Annotated in this window: 20 protein-coding genes, 1 tRNA gene and 2 pseudogenes; 4 read left to right on the plus strand and 19 right to left on the minus strand. The window is 39.9% G+C overall.

The annotated features are described in order from the left end of the window. Positions 1–8 precede the first annotated feature (8 nt). The 6 genes from HT679_RS03840 to HT679_RS03865 form a co-directional block, all read right to left on the minus strand. Entirely contained in the window at positions 9–752 is a 744-nt protein-coding gene (locus HT679_RS03840) for a 16S rRNA (uracil(1498)-N(3))-methyltransferase (RefSeq protein WP_173213088.1), read from the minus strand. Position 753: 1 nt separating this feature from the next. After that, positions 754–1,704, minus strand: a complete 951-nt coding sequence (gene prmA / locus HT679_RS03845) for a 50S ribosomal protein L11 methyltransferase (RefSeq protein WP_173213187.1) — start codon at positions 1,702–1,704, stop codon at positions 754–756. Positions 1,705–1,841: 137 nt separating this feature from the next. Then, positions 1,842–2,315 carry a GNAT family N-acetyltransferase gene (locus HT679_RS03850; protein WP_173213089.1) on the minus strand — a complete coding sequence of 158 codons (474 nt, stop codon included), beginning with the start codon at positions 2,313–2,315 and terminating at the stop codon, positions 1,842–1,844. Further along, positions 2,308–2,739, minus strand: coding sequence for an NUDIX hydrolase (locus HT679_RS03855; protein ID WP_173213090.1), 432 nt, complete (start codon positions 2,737–2,739; stop codon positions 2,308–2,310). Before HT679_RS03855 ends, HT679_RS03850 begins: the two co-directional genes overlap by 8 nt. Before the next feature lies 1 nt (position 2,740). After that, complete coding sequence (locus HT679_RS03860) at positions 2,741–3,808, minus strand: M50 family metallopeptidase (RefSeq protein ID WP_173213091.1); 1,068 nt, start codon at positions 3,806–3,808, stop codon at positions 2,741–2,743. 18 nt (positions 3,809–3,826) lie between these two features. After that, positions 3,827–4,297 (minus strand): DUF3013 family protein, encoded by a 471-nt coding sequence (locus HT679_RS03865; protein ID WP_000257122.1) that lies wholly within the window; start codon positions 4,295–4,297, stop codon positions 3,827–3,829. 119 nt (positions 4,298–4,416) lie between these two features. On the opposite strand from HT679_RS03865, the gene HT679_RS03870 reads away from it, so the two are divergent. Further along, positions 4,417–5,688 carry a replication-associated recombination protein A gene (locus HT679_RS03870; RefSeq protein WP_173213092.1) on the plus strand — a complete coding sequence of 424 codons (1,272 nt, stop codon included), beginning with the start codon at positions 4,417–4,419 and terminating at the stop codon, positions 5,686–5,688. 264 nt (positions 5,689–5,952) lie between these two features. Then, a tRNA-Lys gene (locus HT679_RS03875) sits at positions 5,953–6,025 on the plus strand. A gap of 207 nt (positions 6,026–6,232) precedes the next feature. On the opposite strand, the gene HT679_RS03880 is transcribed toward HT679_RS03875, so the two are convergent. The 6 genes and pseudogenes from HT679_RS03880 to HT679_RS03905 all read right to left on the minus strand — a co-directional run bounded on the left by HT679_RS03880 (position 6,233) and on the right by HT679_RS03905 (position 12,480). Next, positions 6,233–7,552 (minus strand): glycoside hydrolase family 32 protein, encoded by a 1,320-nt coding sequence (locus HT679_RS03880; protein ID WP_173213093.1) that lies wholly within the window; start codon positions 7,550–7,552, stop codon positions 6,233–6,235. A 9-nt stretch (positions 7,553–7,561) separates the two neighbouring features. Next, entirely contained in the window at positions 7,562–8,407 is an 846-nt protein-coding gene (locus tag HT679_RS03885; protein WP_000819520.1) for a carbohydrate ABC transporter permease, read from the minus strand. A 1-nt stretch (position 8,408) separates the two neighbouring features. After that, positions 8,409–9,313, minus strand: a pseudogene (locus tag HT679_RS03890) (sugar ABC transporter permease). A gap of 97 nt (positions 9,314–9,410) precedes the next feature. Beyond that, positions 9,411–10,721, minus strand: coding sequence for a sugar ABC transporter substrate-binding protein (locus HT679_RS03895; protein ID WP_060628702.1), 1,311 nt, complete (start codon positions 10,719–10,721; stop codon positions 9,411–9,413). A gap of 126 nt (positions 10,722–10,847) precedes the next feature. Next, entirely contained in the window at positions 10,848–11,843 is a 996-nt protein-coding gene (locus HT679_RS03900; RefSeq protein WP_173213096.1) for a LacI family DNA-binding transcriptional regulator, read from the minus strand. A 181-nt stretch (positions 11,844–12,024) separates the two neighbouring features. Continuing rightward, positions 12,025–12,480, minus strand: coding sequence for a GNAT family N-acetyltransferase (locus tag HT679_RS03905; protein WP_173213098.1), 456 nt, complete (start codon positions 12,478–12,480; stop codon positions 12,025–12,027). 69 nt (positions 12,481–12,549) lie between these two features. Here HT679_RS03905 and HT679_RS03910 point away from each other — a divergent pair, with 69 nt between their 5' ends. Then, positions 12,550–13,209, plus strand: a complete 660-nt coding sequence (locus HT679_RS03910) for an A24 family peptidase (protein WP_173213100.1) — start codon at positions 12,550–12,552, stop codon at positions 13,207–13,209. A gap of 51 nt (positions 13,210–13,260) precedes the next feature. Here HT679_RS03910 and HT679_RS03915 read toward each other — a convergent pair whose 3' ends face one another. Together HT679_RS03915 and HT679_RS03920 are read right to left on the minus strand one after the other, a co-directional pair. Then, positions 13,261–14,412, minus strand: coding sequence for an XRE family transcriptional regulator (locus HT679_RS03915; protein ID WP_130886591.1), 1,152 nt, complete (start codon positions 14,410–14,412; stop codon positions 13,261–13,263). Between the two features lie 14 nt (positions 14,413–14,426). Continuing rightward, complete coding sequence (locus HT679_RS03920; RefSeq protein WP_173213102.1) at positions 14,427–15,158, minus strand: hypothetical protein; 732 nt, start codon at positions 15,156–15,158, stop codon at positions 14,427–14,429. Positions 15,159–15,386: 228 nt separating this feature from the next. Here HT679_RS03920 and HT679_RS03925 point away from each other — a divergent pair. Next, positions 15,387–15,488 (plus strand): annotated as a pseudogene (locus HT679_RS03925) (prepilin peptidase); the annotation flags it as partial. On the opposite strand, the gene trpA reads toward HT679_RS03925, so the two are convergent. From trpA to trpD, 5 genes are read right to left on the minus strand one after another with little or no spacing between them, the layout of a single operon-like run. Continuing rightward, entirely contained in the window at positions 15,460–16,236 is a 777-nt protein-coding gene (gene trpA, locus HT679_RS03930) for a tryptophan synthase subunit alpha (protein ID WP_112443832.1), read from the minus strand. The pseudogene HT679_RS03925 and the gene trpA overlap by 29 nt on opposite strands. After that, entirely contained in the window at positions 16,229–17,452 is a 1,224-nt protein-coding gene (gene trpB, locus HT679_RS03935; protein WP_049491302.1) for a tryptophan synthase subunit beta, read from the minus strand. Before trpB ends, trpA begins: the two co-directional genes overlap by 8 nt. After that, positions 17,430–18,029 carry a phosphoribosylanthranilate isomerase gene (locus HT679_RS03940; RefSeq protein ID WP_173213104.1) on the minus strand — a complete coding sequence of 200 codons (600 nt, stop codon included), beginning with the start codon at positions 18,027–18,029 and terminating at the stop codon, positions 17,430–17,432. The genes trpB and HT679_RS03940 overlap by 23 nt, the downstream gene beginning before the upstream one ends. Then, complete coding sequence (gene trpC, locus HT679_RS03945) at positions 18,016–18,783, minus strand: indole-3-glycerol phosphate synthase TrpC (protein ID WP_173213106.1); 768 nt, start codon at positions 18,781–18,783, stop codon at positions 18,016–18,018. The genes HT679_RS03940 and trpC overlap by 14 nt, the downstream gene beginning before the upstream one ends. After that, positions 18,780–19,784, minus strand: a complete 1,005-nt coding sequence (gene trpD / locus HT679_RS03950) for an anthranilate phosphoribosyltransferase (RefSeq protein WP_173213109.1) — start codon at positions 19,782–19,784, stop codon at positions 18,780–18,782. The genes trpC and trpD overlap by 4 nt, the downstream gene beginning before the upstream one ends.

The following is a 19,784-nucleotide window of genomic DNA, read 5'->3' on the forward strand; positions in this document are numbered from 1 at the left end:
TCTTCCTCTTATTTCTCTAATTCTAATAAAACACTAAGGGCTGTTAAAGCGTAAAGTGGTGCTGTTTCTGCTCGCAAAATACGAGGACCAAGACCTGCCAAGACTGCTCCCTTAGCTTCAAAACTTTCGATTTCTGCAGGTGAAAGACCACCTTCTGGACCAAATATAAAGAGCAATTTGGCTCCCTTCTCGAGTCCAGTGACTGCTTGTAAAAGCGCAGCGCTTTCTCCTTCTTTGGCCGACTCTTCATAAGCCACTACGACGCGGTCAAATTGGTCAAGTTGGGCTAGAAAGTCTGATTTTTTCTCGAAAAGCTTGATACTTGGAACCATATTACGCTTGCTTTGCTCTGCTGCTCCAAGGGCGATTTTTTCTAGTTTTTCAACCTTTTTACCCAATTTCTTGCCATCCCATTTGGCGACCGACCAATCAGCAGGAAAGGCCCAGATTTGGCTGGCTCCGAGCTCGGTTACTTTTTGAGTAATAAACTCCAGCTTGTCCCCTTTGGGAAAGCCGGATGCGATGGTCACTTGGATTGGTAATTCCACATTGTCAGTTAATTCTTGAACCAACTCAAACTGACGGGCTTCCACATCCAGCACACGCGCCAAGCGCTTAATTCCATCATCAAAGACCAAGGTCACCTCATCATCTTCTTTCAAGCGCATAACCTGAAACATATGCTTGCTGGTTTCCTTGTCCTCGATGGTGACAGGAGAGATAGCACTGCCTTTGACAAAATACTGTTGCATGCTAGCCTCCAATCACACCGGAAATATCCTTGGTTTTCTTAAAGACACAGGCATTCCATTCCCCTTGAACCATGTGAGTTTCGAGGAAAAATCCAGCTGACTCAGCCGACTCGCGCACCATATCCCACTTGTCCTTGATAATGCCACTCATGATGAGGTAGCCTTCATCCTTGACCAAGCGATAAGCATCATCCGTCAGATGAATGAGAATATCCGCCAAGATATTAGCCACAATCACATCTGCCTCAATCTCAACTCCCTTAAGCAAGTCTCCAGCAGCAACATGGATATTTTCCATACCAGGGTTGAGCTCAATATTTTCCTGAGCAACACGAACCGCCACATCATCTAGGTCATAGGCGAAAATTTCCTTAGCTCCAAGTAGCGAGCTAGCAATGGAGAGGACGCCTGATCCAGTACCCACATCCAGCACCGTTTCGCCACCACGAAGGACCTGCTCCAAGGCAAAGAGGCTCATCTTAGTGGTTGGATGGGTTCCCGTTCCAAAGGCCATACCAGGGTCTAGCTTGATAATTTTTTCTCCCGCAGTCGCCTCATAGTCTGTCCAAGACGGCACGATGGTCAAGTCATGTGTAATACGAGCTGGCTCATAGTATTTCTTCCAGTTGTCTGCCCAGTCTTCCTCAGCCAAGGCAGTCGTCCCCATTTTGACCTCTCCCAAATCCATAAAATCTGTCAATTCTGCTAAGCGAGCCTGCAAATTTGCCTCAACCGTTGCTATATCAACCGTATCAGGGTAGTAGGCTGTCACTACGATTTCTTCTTGTTGTTCGACCTCTGGGAAAATTTCACCGAAGCGATCCACATTTCCCACATAATCCATACTGTCTTCAATCGCAACGCCTTGCGCTCCCAGCTCGATCAAGAGATTGGAAACCAACTCCTCTCCCTCACGCTTCACTGTAACTTTTAACTCTTGCCATGTTTCCATCATTAAGATACCAAGCCCGTAAAACACAAATCCAAAATAGGAAATTCTCTGAAGACGCTTGTGTCTAAGAGAAGTTTATCTTTTTGGCACAGTGTTTAGGGCGGGTTCAGTTTAGAAATGTAACCGAACCATCCTTTCTATTTGTCAATCAATTTTTTCATGTAAACCATATCCATACCTTCTTTTTCAGGCTCGATATGAGTTTGATGGTAGCCGTTCTTCTCATAGAAAGCAACCATACCTTCATCCTGTAATACCGTACACAAATTCCACTGTCTAACGGTTGGAAATTCCTCTCCTAGCAAGCGCAATCCCTCAGAGCCATAACCTTTTCCTTGATACTGGGGCAAAATCGCTGCCGTTCCCAACCAAGCCTCCGTCAACTCTTCATTGGTCTGAACTCGTAAAAATCCGATTTTTTCGTCCTTTTCTTTCACAAAGTAGTAATAGCTATTGGGACGCTCGACTAGTTTCCACTTAATTCGTTCACTGTCCTCCAGATAAGGATCGTATTCATCTTGGTATTTATCATAAACAGCCTTAAAACTAGCTCTTTGAATTGCAATTACGGTTTCTAAATCCTCTGCCCCTGCTCGTTCAAGTCTAATCATACTCTTCCTCCAAATAATCCCTCAATCTCTCCTGCAACTGAGGGACAACTTGACTGGATGTCAAAAATTCCTCAATGTTCATCAGTTTATAGGCTTGTCCTTCATCTCCAAAGGTGATATTGTCAAACTGTTCTTGACTTAGCTGACCAACCATAAAGACAGAGTGCCGACCATCATAGAGCATACTTGGGTAAACCTTGCTCCAAAGCAGACAATCCTCAGTCAGATAAACACCAAGTTCTTCATAAACTTCACGCGCCACGCACTCAAAAGGACTTTCATCACCTTCGCGTCCACCGCCTGGAAGTTCCCACATATTGGGCCAGGGAATGCTTGCCTTATCATCGCGTAAGATAGTCAAGAGCCTATCCCCACAAAACAAAGCAATCTTACAGCCTGTGAAATCAAAAATCTCTATTTCCATATTAGACTCCTTCGGTTAATTCCTTTTCCAGCTCGGCTAACCAATTTTGATAATAGCTTTTCTCATCCCGTAACATCCGGCTGCTATTCATTTTCTGTCTAGCAATCTTCATAGCCTTGTGAGTTTGAACTACATCTTTCCTTACCTTAAATTGATACCAAGCTTGAATGATCTGCATATCTGCTGTTTTTAGAGATAAAAAGGATTTAACCCCTCGAATACTTGCATATTCTTCCGCTTTCTTATTATCTCCTTCTATCAGAACAATTTGAAGAAGGTATAATTGAGAAATAGTTTTAGACATTGGATTATCTGTTTTCTCTAGCACAGACTGAAACTCTTGCTTTGCAAGCTCTATATTATCATCCAATATGAATACCAACCCCTGAAGAGTCTGAACACTTTCTGCAAAACTCCCTCTCACCTCCTCATCAACAGACATGACAAAGTCTTTTAAATCATATTCTTGAGGAGCTAGCAAGGTCTGGGCAGAATGCCTCAACATCAGGTAGGCATATTTCGTATTTTCAGGGTGTTGTAGCAATTCCCAAATTTTTGCGCCATCGGTGATGCCGACTGGCAAAATGTTATTTAGGAAGAAAGACAAATTAAGAAAAATCCAAGTCCCTGCAAAATACCAGCTTCTTGTCAAAAATACAAACAATATCGCCAATAATATCAAGCTGAGATGAACCATCAAGCCTCCTGAAAGCATCAAGATGATTCTTTGATCGCTTTCATCCTCTTTTAAACCAATGTATTGAGCACCAACATTTTTCAGAATGGCTGTTCTACTAAGATGAAACCTGCCTGACTTTTTGGTCAAAATAAAATGTCCTAATCCAAAAGCCACCAGCCGATAGCCTGTCAAGTAACCACAAAAAGCATGTCCCAGCTCATGAAGAATAAAGATTAAATATATACTTAGAAGAGCGAAGGCATAACCAAAAGTAAAGACTAAAACTGCGGAATACCCCAACTCTGCAAATGCGATTGTTCCACAAGCAAAAGCCAGCATAATACAGACAATAGCTAGCACATAAACCAAATAAATCCCAATTTTCTTCATAAAATCTCCATCCAACTCCTAGTATCTCGGATAAGGATAAAACTCTCCCTCTTCCAAGCCGACTTTTCCTTCTTCAAAGACTTCTTGGTTCCATTCCATGACAAATTCTTCTGCCTCTGGGTCTTCCAAAAAGTCCATAAGGGCATCTAGTCCAACCTCTGCAGTGTCTTTGAGGAATAGAGCAAAATAAGCTAGAAATTCGCGAGAAAAGCCTTTTTTAGGCAAGTAAGGGATGACCGTCAAATAGTCTTCCTCATTGACGGTTGATTTGGCAGGATTGTAGAAAAGAACTGCTTCTTCAAAGAGAATGTCATCTGACGAAACCTCTCCGTCTTCATCTACCATCTCCACACCTGCAGCATTTTGCGCTTCCAATAGAAAACTCACTTCAACTGCGTGGTTGCGTTTGTCCCAACTAATCTCAAAGTCAAAGGGAAAGTTCTTCTCCAACTCTTCCTCTAAAACATCTAAAAATCCATATGTTGCCATTTTGTCCTCTTTCTATCTATGCGACTCTTAAATCGCCCCGATTGCTCGGAAATATGCTAAAATAGATACTACCATCTTACCACATATACATCAGAAAATCCACGTTAGAAAGGACTGCTATGCCAGACAATCTCGCGCTTCGCATGCGCCCTAAAACCATCGACCAGGTAATCGGTCAGGAGCATCTGGTCGGACCTGGAAAAATCATCCGCCGCATGGTGGAAGCCAACCGCCTGTCCTCCATGATTCTATATGGCCCTCCGGGAATCGGCAAAACCAGTATTGCCTCTGCCATCGCTGGAACGACCAAGTATGCCTTTCGAACTTTCAATGCGACAGTTGATAGTAAAAAGCGACTGCAAGAAATTGCGGAAGAGGCGAAATTCTCTGGTGGTCTCGTCCTATTACTAGACGAGATTCATAGACTAGATAAAACCAAGCAAGACTTCCTCTTGCCTCTCTTGGAAAGTGGACTGGTCATCATGATTGGGGCTACGACTGAAAATCCTTTCTTTTCTGTCACTCCAGCCATTCGTAGCCGTGTTCAAATTTTTGAGTTGGAACCTCTGTCTAACCAAGACGTCAAAGAGGCTCTTCAGATAGCTCTAAGTAACCCTGAGCGTGGTTTTGATTTTCCAGTAGAACTAGATGAGGATGCGCTGGATTTCATCGCAACCTCTACAAACGGAGACCTGCGCTCTGCCTTTAACTCACTAGATTTGGCAGTTCTCTCTACCCCTGAAAATGACAAGGGCATTCGCCATATCACCCTAGACATCATGGAAAATAGCCTGCAGCGGAGCTACATCACTATGGATAAGGATGGAGATGGTCACTATGATGTTCTCTCAGCCCTGCAAAAGTCTATCCGTGGCTCAGATGTGGATGCCAGTCTCCACTATGCTGCCCGCTTGATTGAGGCTGGTGATTTGCCCAGTCTCGCTCGTCGCTTGACTGTTATCGCCTATGAAGATATCGGCTTAGCCAATCCTGAAGCCCAGATTCACACCGTGACTGCTCTGGATGCCGCTCAAAAGATTGGTTTCCCAGAAGCCCGCATTCTCATTGCCAATGTCGTCATTGATTTGTCACTTTCTCCAAAATCCAACTCAGCCTATGTAGCTATGGATAAGGCACTTGCTGACCTCAAAACATCAGGTCATTTGCCCATTCCACGACACCTGCGTGATGGGCACTACAGTGGAAGCAAGGAACTGGGGAATGCCCAAGACTATCTCTATCCACACAACTATCCTGGAAATTGGGTCAAGCAAGACTATCTGCCAGAAAAAATTCGTAATCATCACTATTTCCAAGCAGAAGATACTGGTAAATATGAACGGGCTTTGGCTCAAAGAAAGGAAGCTATCGACCATTTGCGAAAAATCTGAAATCCTTTTCAAAAAATTGCACTTTCCTCTTGATTTTTTTTGAAAAAGTGGTATCATATAAACATAGAAACGCTGTGGTGTACGACTTCACACTTAAGTGTTGACCGACTATTTTTTGTATTATTAGGGAAACAAAAGTCTTCTAACAGCATGTAGGCCGTCTCACACGGAAACAGCTTCAGTTAGAGCGAGTTGCCCACCTGCTTAATTGCGCGGGTTCAATACAAACCGTGAAGTTTCGGCACCAATACAGCTTTTTTATTTGCCTCCTTAGCTCAGCTGGCAGAGCAGCGGACTCTTAATCCGTGGGTCACAGGTTCGATCCCTGTAGGGGGCATCTAAATACAACAGGAAAAGCCTTGGAACCAAGGTTTTTTTGCTTAAATAAAATTTTTTTCAAATTCTTTAGAAAACTAGCTTAAATCATAATCCAACACCAATTTTACAAATACTATAAACTAAGCTTATATACCCAAAACACAAAAAGTTCTCTTTCCATTTTGCTAGAAAGAGAACTTTTTCTTTAGGAGAAATAACTTAATTTTTAATCGATTCGTGATAGCTTAGCTGGCACTGTTAAGTAATAAGTTGCAGTCAAGCTTGCTTCGCCTTGATTGACAAAAATCTCGATGGAATTTTTATCTAAAATAACATCCAATTCTTTAGCTTCAATATCTACATACCGTCGACTAGTGTCCTGTTCTTCTTCACCTAGAATTTTTTGAACAAGATGGCTACGATCAATGTAAACTTGCTGCGCATTACTGTCATAACCAAATTCAAGATAATCTGTATCATTTCCTAAGTGGTAATGACAATCTTTATCTATTTGGATTTGATATTGGCCTTTTTTAACAGGGAATTGTCTTAGTTTGCCATCTTCCAACCTTAGAATTCTAGGTAAAGTCATGGCACATGCCCACTTGTGTTCTTGGTCATGGGTTGGAAGGGTACGCCCCCATGTCTGCATCCAAGCAATCAGGATACGACGATTTTGATCGTCCAACAATGTTTGAGGCGCATAGAAGTCTTGCCCATGATCAATTTCTTGAACTGATTCTGGGATAAAACGTTTTTCTCCCCAATCTACCTTACCCGTAAACAAAACCGATGAGTTGATGTTATGATATGAGTCTCCCTCACGCTGATAACGCATGGGTGACATAATAAGGCAATCCTTCCCATCTAACTCAAAGTAATCTGGGCATTCCCACATAAAGCCTTGGTGTTCTACCCCTTTTAAAAAGATGGATTCGAACCGCCATTCTACTAGGTTATCGGATCCTAGTAGAACGATACAGCCCACATTATCCTTGTGTTTGGCAGCTACTACGGAGTAATAGCGTCCATCTTTTTCAAAGAGTTTTGGATCACGGAAATCAGCAGCAATCAACTCATCTGGCAAGTCTGCTCCAGTTGCAACTGGATTTTGTTCAATCTTTTCAAAGTGAATCCCATCGTCTGAAAATGCCATATTTTGCACTTGACGAACACCTGTTTCTTCTTCGATATGTCCAGTGTACATGAGCCAGAGGCGATCATCCTTGACAATGGCAGAACCTGAGAAACATCCATTGCGGTCATAATCTTGGTCAGGAGCAAGTGCCACTGGCAAGTGCTCCCAAGTCACCAAGTCCTTACTTTTAGCATGACCCCAGTGCATAGGTCCCCAAACACTATCATAAGGATAGAATTGATAAAAGAGATGGTATTCTCCACGAAAATAGACAAATCCATTTGGATCATTGATCCAACCAATCTCAGCTGAAAAATGTTCTTCAGGCTTATATTGAGTATTTACGAGACGTTTATTTTCTGCTATAAAACGATTGGCTTTTTCTACTGTAAATGTTTTATTTATCATAAGTACATCCTATTTTATTCCAGTTCCGGAACCACCCAGACCTTGAACAATATATTTCTGAGCGACTACATAGACCAAAATCAACGGAATCGTTGAAATAGTTAATACAGCCATTACCTGATTGATATAAACTGGTTGAGTTGTATTAATAGTTGTAATTGCAACCTGCATTGAAAATTTAGAAGAATCTGTCAAAACCATCAATGGCCAAATATAATCATTCCAGCTTGAAATAAATGATAAAACGCCAACTGTAGCAACTGCAGGTTTAGACATTGGAAGCATAATTCTAAAGAAAATTCTAACGATACTTGCTCCGTCCATCTTTGCAGACTCAAGAATCTCTTCTGGAATTGCAATAAAGAAATTCCTAAATAAGTAAATATTAAATACACTCGCCAATCCTGGAATAATAACTGCAAGACGATTATTGACCAAACCTAAGGAATTGATAATGGTAAATTGTGGAATTAACACAGTTTCTACTGGAATAATAAGTAAAGCAAGTAAGAAACCAAATAAAATTTTCTTACCTGAAAAATTGACTTTTGCAAAAGCGAAACCGGCCAGTGCATTGACAATAATAGAACCAATAGCAAACGTTCCAGCATAAAAAATGCTGTTCCCTAGATATGTAAAAATACTAAAGCGCTCAAATACTTCCTGATAAGGTTTAAACCAATCAGCGGGATTTAAACTTGGTAAGAAGGCTTGCCAACTAGTCAAATTTTTATAAACATCCGCTTCTGGCTTCATGGCTGAAACTACCATCCAAACCATAGGAAAAAGGAAGAGTCCTGCCAATAGCGTTAACAGAATATATTCTAAGATTGTTGTTGGTTTAAATCGTTTCATCTTAGTCATCCTCCTTCAGAACGCGACGTTGCACTAAGCTAATCATACCAATTAACGTTGTAAATACTAAAGCGATTGAGCTAGAATATCCTACAAGACGATCAGTAAAACCTTGTTGATAAATATAGTACACCATAGTAATTGTTGAGTTTAATGGCCCACCTTGCGTCATAACCATTGGTTGTACAATTAGCTTAAAAGCAGAAATTAAAGTTGTTAACAATACAAACAGGGCTGTTGGTTTTAGTAGGGGCATCGTGATATAACGAAACTGAGCCCATTTTGAGAATCCATCTAATTCAGCAGCTTCATAGACATCTTGTGGAATATTCTGCATTCCTCCTAAAAATAAAAGCATCTGATAACCTGCACCCTGCCAAGCAGAAACAAAAACAATTGCATACATAGCTTGTTTAGGACTAGTCAAGAAAGGTTGAGAAGCAATACCTACCTTATTTAAAATAGCATTTAATAAGCCACTATTTGGATTTAAAAGATAAAGCCAAAGAATAGAAATAACTACCAAGGACATGACAACTGGAGCAAAAAAAGCCACTTTAAAAAACATATTCACCCTTTGCGCTTTTTATTAACAATCAAAGCCATTCCTAAGGCTGCTCCCAATTGAACTGGAATAATCCAAACCACAAATTTCAAAGTATTCAAGAAGCTCTTTAAGAAAATCGGATCCTTTATTAATCGAATAAAATTCTCAAATCCAACAAATTTTCTTTCATCTGGTGTCAACAAATAATAATCTGTAAAAGCGTAATAAATGACCATTCCAACTGGAATTACCAAAAAGATACCTAATAAAATTAAAGCTGGAGCTAAAAAACTATAACCTAGTATGTTATCTTTTATTTTTTCACGTCTTTTTGTATCCACAATAGTTTCTTTACTCATATTCATCTCCTTTAGTCATATATATATCAAACTAATCTACTAACAAGAAAGGGGAAGGTAGTTCCAAACGTTTTCCTTCCTCCTTCCTTTTTACAGATTATTTGAGTGACTGATCAATAGCAGTTTGCATTTCTTTTGTACGAGTATCCAAGACTTTTTGCACATTTGGATTTTCTTCATAATAGCTAATATCTTGCATTGCTTGTTGAAAAGCTCGAGAAACCTGAGGATATGCTACGACAACTGGGCGAGCATGAGCTGTTTTTGAATTTTGTTCCATCAAGAAACGCATTGGTTCGGATACTTTATCTTTGATATTTTCAATTGTAGATTTACGAATTGGAAGGACCGAATTCCCCAAGCTAATAATTTCACTTGATTCTGTATTTGTAGCAAATTTAACAAATTCAGATGCTGCTTCTTTTTTATCAGATTTTGTCGTAACAGCTAATTGCCAACTACCTGAAGGGGATACTAATTTTTTCGTCTTACTAGATACTGGGTAAGGAAGGATACCAAAATCAATATCTTTGTAGTTTGTATTCATGTCAGCAATCGTCCAAGAACCACTCAAAAGCATTGGATACTCTCCTGTTTCAAAACCTTTTTCGACTGGACTAACAGTTGTATAACCTTCTTTTACAAGATTTTGAATGAATTGAACTGCTTCTACACTCTCTTTGGAGTTGAAGTATCCTTCTGCCTTTGTTCCATCTTCGTTTACGACAGAACCATTATTTGACCAAATCAACGGCATATAAGCATATGGCAACATTTCATCGTTTGAATTAATACGAAAATCAATTGCCGGTTTGTTATAATGATCTTTCAATTTTTTAGCAATCGTATTAAATTCGTCCCATGTCCATGGCTTTTCTAGCGTTGGAAGCTCTGATTCCGCAATTCCGGCCTCTTTGAACATTTTTTTGTTGTAATAAACACCAACATTCGATTCAGAAAATCCAAATGCATAGAATTTGCCATCATAAGTTCCTTGTTGTTTAATACTGTCCAAAACATCATCCATATTATTATCTTTTAGATAATCATCTAGCGGAGTAATCACTTTAGATTTTGCATAAGCTGCCGTATTTGGTCCATCAAGGGTAATAACATCTGGAAGACTATTAGTCGTGATAGCAGCATTAACCTTGTCTTCATATCCTCCACCACTACCACTACGAGGAATATACTCAGTTACAACTTTGTACTTACTTTTTCCTGATTGATTAAAGTTGTCAACAACTTTTTGCCAAGCTTTTCCTTCATTGGTTTCGTCAGAGAATTGTACCCAGACTTTAATATCATTTGAAGAACTAGCTTGTTTTGAGTTAGTTCCTCCACTACAACCTGCAAGTATAGCTAACGATAGCCCCGCAACAACAGATAACATTGTACCTTTACGCATTATTTTCCTCCTTTTTGAAACGTTTCATTTTTTATTTATTTTTTAAACAAGCTTCTAGCCTGTTTTTGAAACGTTTCATTTGATGATTATATTATAACAGCGCTTTCATTAATTGTCAAGCGCTTTTTAAATTTTTTTTGTTGTTTTATCTCCCCAAAAATATGTGGGAATTACGATTCGTTTTTCTAGAATCTCTTCCCGCTTAATCATTTTCAGTATCATTGCAACAGATTCTTTTGCCATCATACCAATATCTTGAACTATTGTAGACACTAGATAAGATTGATCGACAGAAGTTTTTAAACCATCAAACCCAATTATCTGGTAATCATCAGGTGCTATTTTCCCCAGTTCTTTCATAACACTAATAACTCTCAGAGCCATCATATCATTTATTGTAAATATACCATCAATTTCTTTATGAGATTGCAAAAAAACTCTTATCTGATCTTCAGGATTTATTAAAGGTTCTTTCATTTCAAAATTATAGACATCTACTCCTAATTCCTTAGCTTTTTCTCTGAATCCTTTACTTCTGAGTATAGTCTCATTCTCATACATATTAATTGAACCAATAAAAGCAAGGTGCTTATTATCCCTTCTAACCAGTTCCTCTGCTGCAGTTTGTCCTCCTTTGTAATTTGCTGAAGTAACATAGCATACATTTTCCGAAAAATGTCTATCTATACTTACAAACGGTAAATCAGATAAAATATATTTGTCAATATCAGAATATGTAATACCAATAATTCCATCCACTTTATTTTGTTTCAACATTTCGATATATTCGATTTCATTTTGTGAATCGCTATCAGCGTTACAAATAAATAATTTATAATTATATTTTAATAACTCTTTCTCAACATGATAGGCAAACTCCGAGAAAAACGGATGCCATATGCTCGGAATAATCAAAGCGATAGTTTCTGTTCTATTCTTTTTCATACCTCGAGCATAATTATCAGGGATATAGTCCAATGTTTTTATAGCCCTTTGAACTTTCCTTAAGGTTACTTCTTTAATGCCTTTTTCTTTATTAATCACACGTGAAACTGTTCCAACACTAACTCCTGCTTCTAAAGCAACATCTTTCATGGTAATTGATTTTCTTTGTTCTACCATCTTATCACCTCCTTTCAATATATAGTATCATGCAAACGCTTTTTTAGCAACTATTTCTCAATCATTTTTGTCCAGACCCTTTTTCCCATCATGAATAAAATCACTCCAATTAGCTTTTGAAAATACTTCAATTTTCATATGTAAACATCTACATAAAACAGGAAAAGACTTTTTTTGCTTTCTATCTCCTCTTTTTCATGATGTATTTTCGTACAGGTGTTTCAACCATTTGAACGATTTCAAATCCTTCTTTTTGATAAAGGTGCTGGGCTGCTTGATTTGCTTCGAAGACATTTAGAGAAATACTGTCTATGTCTCCATTTTCAAAGGCCAAACTAACAAATTTCCTGAAAACCTGGCTACCTAAGCCCTGCCCCTGTTTCTCGGGATTGATAAAAAATCTTCCAATATGAAGATTCCTGCCTTCTAGCCTGATTTTCTGGATAAGTCCCACAAACTCTTGTCCATCAAAGATTGAAAAGATTCCTTCCAACTCTTGCAAAACTTGAATTGTCAAGGGAAAAGGAATCATTGTTCCCATCCATTGTTCTTGAAAGGATTTGCCAAGAGAGTTGGACCATTTGCATACGAGCTGAGCGTTTTCTGTACTCACCTTTTCTTCAAAACGAATTATCATCTTTGCCTCACCATCTTATCTATGTTTCTCCATTATACTACTTCTCCCATTTTTTACGAATAGATAAGTATGATTGATTTTTATTTTTTTCTTGTTGGGAGCATTCTCGCTTCCTTTCTTGGTTTGGTCATTGACCGCTTTCCAGAGCAATCTATTATCTTTCCAGCTAGTCATTGTGATTCCTGTCAGACTCGCTTGCGGCCCTTAGATTTGATTCCGATTCTCTCGCAGGTTTTTAATCGCTTTCGCTGTCGCTACTGCAAGGCTACTTATCCTGTCTGGTATGCCCTTTTTGAACTAGGCTTAGGGCTCCTATTTCTGTCCTGGTCTTGGAGCTTTCTTTCCTTGGGTCAAGTCATCCTAATCACTGCTGGTTTGACCTTGGGCATCTACGACTTTCGCCATCAGGAATATCCCTTACTGGTCTGGATGACTTTTCATATAATCCTAATGGCCTGCTCTGGCTGGAATCTAGTCATGGTCTTCTTCCTTGTACTTGGAATTGTGGCTCATTTTATCGATATCCGCATGGGCGCAGGGGATTTTCTCTTTTTAGCTTCTTGTGCTATCGTCTTTAGCGCAACAGAATTACTGATCTTGATTCAGTTTGCTTCGGCGACGGGCATCCTAGCCTTTCTCCTGCAAAAGAAAAAGGAAAGACTTCCTTTTGTGCCTTTCCTCTTACTCGCTACTTGTGTGATTATTTTTGGTAAGCTACTGCTTGTTTGATAAAGTCCAATTTCTGCCATATGTCCTTCATGAAATTATTTCACAGTTAAATTATAAATTATTTCTTTTATACAAAGGAATGATGTTATCAAATCGATCCGTTCTTTTATCTTCTTGATACTGATCAAAAAATTTCATTTCGACTGAAAATATTTCGCTTATAAACTGTAAACGAATACTTTGTTTAGACATTATAGTCGCTAGACTGACTAGATGATTACTCAAAACGACGTCCAGAATACTCTTTACTTTGCTTGGTTTTTTAACAAAAATTTGATCATCCAGAGGTTCTATCATTTTGTAACCTTTTTGCGCAATTTGACGATAAAAGTAAGAATGTTGCTTTGGAGTCAATAATCCTAACTTAAAAGCTCGATACTCTAAAGCCTGTATCGAAACATTCAAATCCGACTTCAATAAAATATAACTATCAGGATTGCTGACACGCTTGCCAACCCTCTCTTCAAATTTGACTAAAAACTCTTCTTTTGGCAATAAAAAACATGATGCAAAATAATTTGCTTCTTGCTCCAAACGATCGCCATCTTCATTCATATCTTTATATTTGTGTAAAAGAATATGTCCTAGCTCATGAGCTAAGTCAAAATTTCGACGTACAGATGATTTATTCGTTCCCAACACAATATAAGGTCTTCCCAATTTTGACCATGCGCTATAAGCATCAGCTTGGCCATTAATTAATCGTTCCACGATATAGATGCCTGAACGTTCTAATTTATAAAGCAAATCATGATTATCTTTTGAAATACCTAATTTTTCCCTGGCATAAAGAGCCAATTCCTCAATGGATTCTCCCTTATGATAAGATTCACTCACTACATTACTTAGGTCATGAATTGTAATATTAGGTATAATTACAAAACTTTCAAAATAATCAATCAAACTATCTACCTTATGTAAATACATAGTTTGAATATCTATTGTTTTCCGTGTTGCTAGGTCTGCATTTCTAAAGGCAATTACAGAAGAATCAAATCGAATACTTTCTTCTTCTTGTTCAAAATAAGTTAAATCAACATGAAATTGGTTGGCCAAATGCATTTTGGTTGATAATTTAGGTTTCGTTTCGTTGGACTCAAACTGCCAAATGGCTTGTTCCGTTAAATCAATTCTCTGAGCTAATTCTGCTCTACTTAAACCATTTAACAGCCGTAATTCTTTCAATACCCGACCATTAAACATTTACATACTCCTTACTACTTTTGACCTTCTTGTTTTTCTATTCTTGGAATAATTTCAAAATCTTCTGTTTCCGATAATTCTGAAAAATTAGGAATATTTTGATATTTAGCTTCTTCGAAATGGTACGAACTTGATTGAATATACTCAGACAAATCTTGAATCAAGTGTAACTGACCAGTTCGTGCATCAGGCATAACAACATCTACAGATATAATATTGTTTTCTAAGTCCGCCTCATAAGTTAAAATCATAAATTTTTCGATATTCGAATTTTTAGTAGCTTGTTCAATTTCTTGAATCATTTCATCAGAAACTAACTCCATCTGAATTGGAAAAGAATGACTATCTTCATCATTTTTATAGGAAGAATGTTGATTAAGATAAAGTGTATTCATCTGAGCATATTCAAATAAGTAGCCACTCTTATTTTTTTGTACCAAAGGAAATTGGTTCGTAAGTCGCTTCTTACCCTTTATAATTAACAATACTTTCCCATATTTTTCTGTATTTGTTTCAAATTCTAAATATCCCCAAGTCTGTCCTGCTAATTTTAATTTATACTCAAACAAATCTGCTGATGCAAATGCAGTATCAATATGATTAGGTCGCGTCCATGCATAACCATTCGACACTATCATGGTCTCTCTTTTTTCTATACGTTCATCTACATAATCTTTTTGCCCTTTCATCAAAGTATCTACAATTTTTTGTGCCTCAAGCGAATCAAAGAGATCCTGATTCAACATAATTCTTCCTCCTTCAAATTCTTTTTAATGAATTATATCATTTTCTTAAAGAAATTACTACAATAATTAGCTTTTTCTTAAAGTTGCATATCAGAGTAATTTAGAAAATTATATCTTCTATAGTAAAATCAATTAAAAACTGAACAAATTTATTGGGAAATTCAAATCACTTTCTTAAAATATTTTAGGAATCATAATGTACTATTCCAGATTCAATTCATTATAAAACTAGCCTTTCTCCTACAAAAGAAAAAGGAAAGACTTCCTTTCGTGCCTTTCCTCTTGTTCGCTGCTTGTGTAATTATTTTTGGTAAGCTACTGCTTGTTTGATAAAGTCCTCAATTGGCTCTCCTTCATGGAGAGCTTTTACGATTTTTGAACCGACGATAACGCCATCTGACACCGCATTGAAGCGTTCTACATCGGCTTGACTAGATACGCCAAAACCTGTCAATACTGGGATATCAGCTACTTGATGCAGTTGAGTCAAGTGCTTGTCCAAGTCTGCACGGTAATTGCCAGATTTCCCTGTCACCCCATTGATGGCAACGGCATAGACAAATCCTTCTGCCCCTTCAATCAACTCTTTCTGGCGCTCAATTCCTGTCGTCAAACTAACTAGGGGAATCAAGGCCATGTCTGTATCTGCCAAAAATGGTTCTACAAAGTTGGCATGCTCATGAGGCAGGTCTGGAATAATCAAGCCCTTAACCGCTGTATCTTCCAAATCTTTGACAAAGTTCTCCACACCGTACTGAAAGAGGGGGTTGAAGTAGGTCATGATGACAAGTGGCACCTCTGTTTGAATGGTTTTCAAGGTTTCAACCAAAGCCTGGGTAGAGGTCCCGTGGGCTAAACTGCGCAAGCCAGCTTCTTCGATAACAGGTCCATCTGCAACAGGGTCTGAAAAGGGAATACCCACTTCAATAGCCGAAACACCCAAATCTTCTAAAAAGTGTATTGTTTCTCCTAGTCCATCCAAACCTTTTTCGTGGTCCCCAGCCATGATATAAGGAACGAAAATTCCTTTTCCAGTTGCTTTTATAGCGTTTAATTTTTCTGTTAGTGTCTTAGGCATGAGCTTCTCCCTTCTTTGCTGCATCTGCTTCCAAGCGGTCTTTGACTTGAACCACATCCTTATCCCCACGACCTGATAGACAGACAATCATAGACTTATCCGGTCCAAGTTCTTTGGCCAACTTCACCGCAAAAGCGATCGCATGGCTTGATTCCAAGGCTGGGATAATCCCTTCCACACGAGACAAGAGTTGGAATCCTTCCAAGGCTTCTTCGTCTGTCACAGGGACATAGCTGGCACGTTTAATATCGTGGTAGTGAGAATGTTCTGGACCGATACCAGGATAGTCCAAACCTGCTGAGATAGAGAAGGCTTCAAGAATTTGACCATGGGCATCTTGGAGCACATCCATGAGAGAACCGTGAAGGACACCCGGACGACCCTTGGTCAAGGTAGCTGCGTGGTGCTCTGTATCCACACCAAGTCCTGCTGCTTCAGCCCCATACATAGCTACAGACTCATCTTCTACAAAGGGATGGAAGAGCCCGATAGCATTAGAACCACCACCAACACAGGCTACTAGGGCATCTGGCAGATCTTGACCTGTCATATCGCGATACTGTTGTTTAGCTTCTCGACCAATGACACTTTGGAAGTCACGAACGATTTCTGGGAATGGATGAGGTCCCAAGGCAGAACCAAGGATATAGTGGGTATCATCGATATTAGCCACCCATGAACGAAGGGCTGCATTGACCGCATCCTTGAGCACGCGCGAACCATCTGTCACTGCCTCAACCTTGGCTCCCAAAAGCTCCATACGGAAGACATTGAGGGCTTGGCGTTTGACATCTTCCTCACCCATGTAGATAGTACATTCCATGTTAAAGAGGGCTGCAGCAGTTGCAGTTGCCACACCGTGCTGACCAGCACCTGTTTCAGCGATAATTTTCTTTTTGCCCATGCGTTTAGCCAGAAGAACTTGTCCCAAGGCATTGTTAATCTTGTGGGCCCCTGTATGGTTAAGGTCTTCACGTTTAAGATAAATCTTGGCTCCGCCGATATGCTGGGTCAAGTTTTTTGCGTAGTAAAGGGGAGTTTCACGTCCCACATACTGACGCAAAAGTTGGTTTAATTCCTCTTGGAAACTTGGGTCTGCCTGACTTTCACGGTAGGCCTTCTCCAATTCCAAAACTGCTGTCATCAATGTTTCTGGGACAAAACGTCCGCCGAATTTTCCGTAAAATCCATCTTTATTTGGTTCTTGATATGCCATTCTTTACCCTCTCTATAAATCTTCTAATCTTTTCATAATCTTTTTGTCCATCTGTCTCCACTCCGCTTGATACATCTACTGCATAGGGAGTAAAGTGTTGAATTGCTTTTACTACATTGCCTTCATTAAGCCCACCTGCGATAAAGAAAGGCTGAGTTAGTCCAATCGTATCCAGTTGAGCCCAGTCAAAGGTCTGGCCACTCCCAGCCACAGGGGCATCAAAGAGTAGATAGTCTGCCTGAGAATTGGGTACATGCCCCTCTCCATCCACCTGCACAGCCTGAATACTGGCACAAGGCAAATTCTCAAACAAATCATCTGCCACCTGACCGTGAACTTGAACCAAGTCCAAGCCAACTTTGTCAATGACTTCTAGCAGTTGAGCCCGACTTGGTAAAACAAATACACCAACCTTTTTGACATCCGCAGGAATATGCTTTGCCAGCTCAGCAGCCTGATCCAAGGTCACCTGTCTTTTACTAGGTGCGAAGACAAAACCGATATAGTCGGCTCCTGCTGACACGGCTGTCTCCACCGCTTCTTTGGTCGATAGTCCGCAAATTTTAACCTTTGTCAATCTGCAACTCCTTGATTCTCTGGGCCACATCTTCCGCCTGCATGAGAGCTGTCCCTACCAAAATTCCGTTAAAGTATGGCGCTACTCGTTCCGCATCCTGCCCTGTAAAAATAGCAGATTCAGAAATGTACAAGCAATCATCTTTGAAATGTTTAGCCAAGTCCACACTGGTCTGCAAGTCAACTTCAAAGGTGATCAAGTTGCGGTTATTGACCCCGATAATCTGGGCACCAAGTCTGTGAGCCACTTCTAGTTCAGCTAGATTATGAGTCTCCACTAAAACTTCCAGACCAAGCTCTGTCGCGTAGTCATACAGTTCCTTGAGGCGTTCTTCTGACAAGGCAGCCACAATGAGCAGGATGACTGTCGCACCTGCATTGCGAGCTCGAATGATTTGCTTTTCATCGATGATAAAGTCCTTGTTAAGCGTCGGAATGTTTACCTGACTGGAAATCTCCCGTAGATAATCCAAATGTCCTTTAAAGAAAACTTCATCTGTCAAAACAGAAATCATCACTGCTCCGTTTTCTTCATAAGTCTGGGCCTGTTGCACAATATCCACATCGAGATTGATATCTCCCAAACTAGGGCTAGCCTTCTTGACCTCAGCGATTACCTGCAAGCGGTCCTGATGATTCTTCAAAAATTCTGCCAAGCGATATGTCTGGCGCAGGGGCTGGATTTCCTCCAGCTCCATCTGCTCTACCTCACGCGCCTTCTGCTCCAAAATTCGTGCTAAAAATTCCTGACTCATTTTTGGTACTCCTGTAACAGTCTGAGTTTTTCAAGGGCCTTGCCACTAGCAATCACTTGGCGGGCCAAGGCAACTCCATCCTTGATATTATCTACCTTACCATTAGCATAGAAACCAAGACCAGCATTTAAAACTGTAGTTTCCAAGAATGGACTTGGTTCGTTTTTAAGAACGCTGAGCAAAATTTCTGCATTTTCCTGAGCATTGCCTCCACGAATATCTTCGATAGCGTAGCGCTCCATCCCAAAATCCTCTGGAGTAAAGCTTGACAAGGTGATTTCGCCATTTTCCAGAAGAGCAATCTTGGTTGTTCCGTTCAAGCCGGCTTCATCCAAACCTTCTGGTCCAGCAACCACGATGGCACGTTTGCGACCCATATTTTTCAATACCTGAGCTGTACTTTCTAGCAGTTCTGGACGACTAATTCCAAGAAGCTGCGTTTCCAAGGCCATTGGGTGAATCAGGGGACCAGTCAAGTTCATGATCGTTGGAATTCCCAATTCCAAACGGGCTGGCATGATGTATTTCATAGCTGGGTGCATATTTTTAGCAAAGAGAAAGACGATGCCAGTTTTATCAAAAACCTTACCTAGTTCAGCTGGTTTGAGGTCTAAGTTGATCCCCAAGGCTTCGAGGACATCTGCAGAACCAGATTTAGAAGAAATCGAGCGGTTACCGTGTTTTGCCATGTGAACACCACCACCAGCCAAGACAAAGGCTGCAGTTGTGGAAATATTAAAACTGAAAGACTTGTCCCCACCTGTACCACAGTTGTCCATGGCATCATGAATCTCAGTTGGAATATGTTGGGCATGCCCTCTCATGACTTGGGCAATGGCTGTGCGTTCTTCAGGTGTTTCCCCCTTCATCTTAAGAGCCAAAAGGAGAGAAGCAATCTGCGCCTCCGTTACACGCCCAGTTACGATACGCTCGATGACATCCGTCATTTCCACACCTGATAAATTTTCAAATTTTGCTAGTTTTTCAATAATCTCTTTCAT

This window comes from Streptococcus sp. 4886 (assembly GCF_013276485.1).
Classification (GTDB): domain Bacteria; phylum Bacillota; class Bacilli; order Lactobacillales; family Streptococcaceae; genus Streptococcus.

Bases quoted from the DNA above. Each gene is read 5' to 3' on its own strand.
- HT679_RS03840 (WP_173213088.1), bottom strand. From the start codon at position 752: ATGCAACAGTATTTTGTCAAAGGCAGTGCTATCTCTCCTGTCACCATC.
- prmA (WP_173213187.1), bottom strand. From the start codon at position 1,704: ATGGAAACATGGCAAGAGTTAAAAGTTACAGTGAAGCGTGAGGGAGAG.
- HT679_RS03850 (WP_173213089.1), bottom strand. From the start codon at position 2,315: ATGATTAGACTTGAACGAGCAGGGGCAGAGGATTTAGAAACCGTAATT.
- HT679_RS03855 (WP_173213090.1), bottom strand. From the start codon at position 2,739: ATGGAAATAGAGATTTTTGATTTCACAGGCTGTAAGATTGCTTTGTTT.
- HT679_RS03860 (WP_173213091.1), bottom strand. From the start codon at position 3,808: ATGAAGAAAATTGGGATTTATTTGGTTTATGTGCTAGCTATTGTCTGT.
- HT679_RS03865 (WP_000257122.1), bottom strand. From the start codon at position 4,297: ATGGCAACATATGGATTTTTAGATGTTTTAGAGGAAGAGTTGGAGAAG.
- HT679_RS03870 (WP_173213092.1), top strand. From the start codon at position 4,417: ATGCCAGACAATCTCGCGCTTCGCATGCGCCCTAAAACCATCGACCAG.
- HT679_RS03880 (WP_173213093.1), bottom strand. From the start codon at position 7,552: ATGATAAATAAAACATTTACAGTAGAAAAAGCCAATCGTTTTATAGCA.
- HT679_RS03885 (WP_000819520.1), bottom strand. From the start codon at position 8,407: ATGAAACGATTTAAACCAACAACAATCTTAGAATATATTCTGTTAACG.
- HT679_RS03895 (WP_060628702.1), bottom strand. From the start codon at position 10,721: ATGCGTAAAGGTACAATGTTATCTGTTGTTGCGGGGCTATCGTTAGCT.
- HT679_RS03900 (WP_173213096.1), bottom strand. From the start codon at position 11,843: ATGGTAGAACAAAGAAAATCAATTACCATGAAAGATGTTGCTTTAGAA.
- HT679_RS03905 (WP_173213098.1), bottom strand. From the start codon at position 12,480: ATGATAATTCGTTTTGAAGAAAAGGTGAGTACAGAAAACGCTCAGCTC.
- HT679_RS03910 (WP_173213100.1), top strand. From the start codon at position 12,550: ATGATTGATTTTTATTTTTTTCTTGTTGGGAGCATTCTCGCTTCCTTT.
- HT679_RS03915 (WP_130886591.1), bottom strand. From the start codon at position 14,412: ATGTTTAATGGTCGGGTATTGAAAGAATTACGGCTGTTAAATGGTTTA.
- HT679_RS03920 (WP_173213102.1), bottom strand. From the start codon at position 15,158: ATGTTGAATCAGGATCTCTTTGATTCGCTTGAGGCACAAAAAATTGTA.
- trpA (WP_112443832.1), bottom strand. From the start codon at position 16,236: ATGCCTAAGACACTAACAGAAAAATTAAACGCTATAAAAGCAACTGGA.
- trpB (WP_049491302.1), bottom strand. From the start codon at position 17,452: ATGGCATATCAAGAACCAAATAAAGATGGATTTTACGGAAAATTCGGC.
- trpC (WP_173213106.1), bottom strand. From the start codon at position 18,783: ATGAGTCAGGAATTTTTAGCACGAATTTTGGAGCAGAAGGCGCGTGAG.
- trpD (WP_173213109.1), bottom strand. From the start codon at position 19,784: ATGAAAGAGATTATTGAAAAACTAGCAAAATTTGAAAATTTATCAGGT.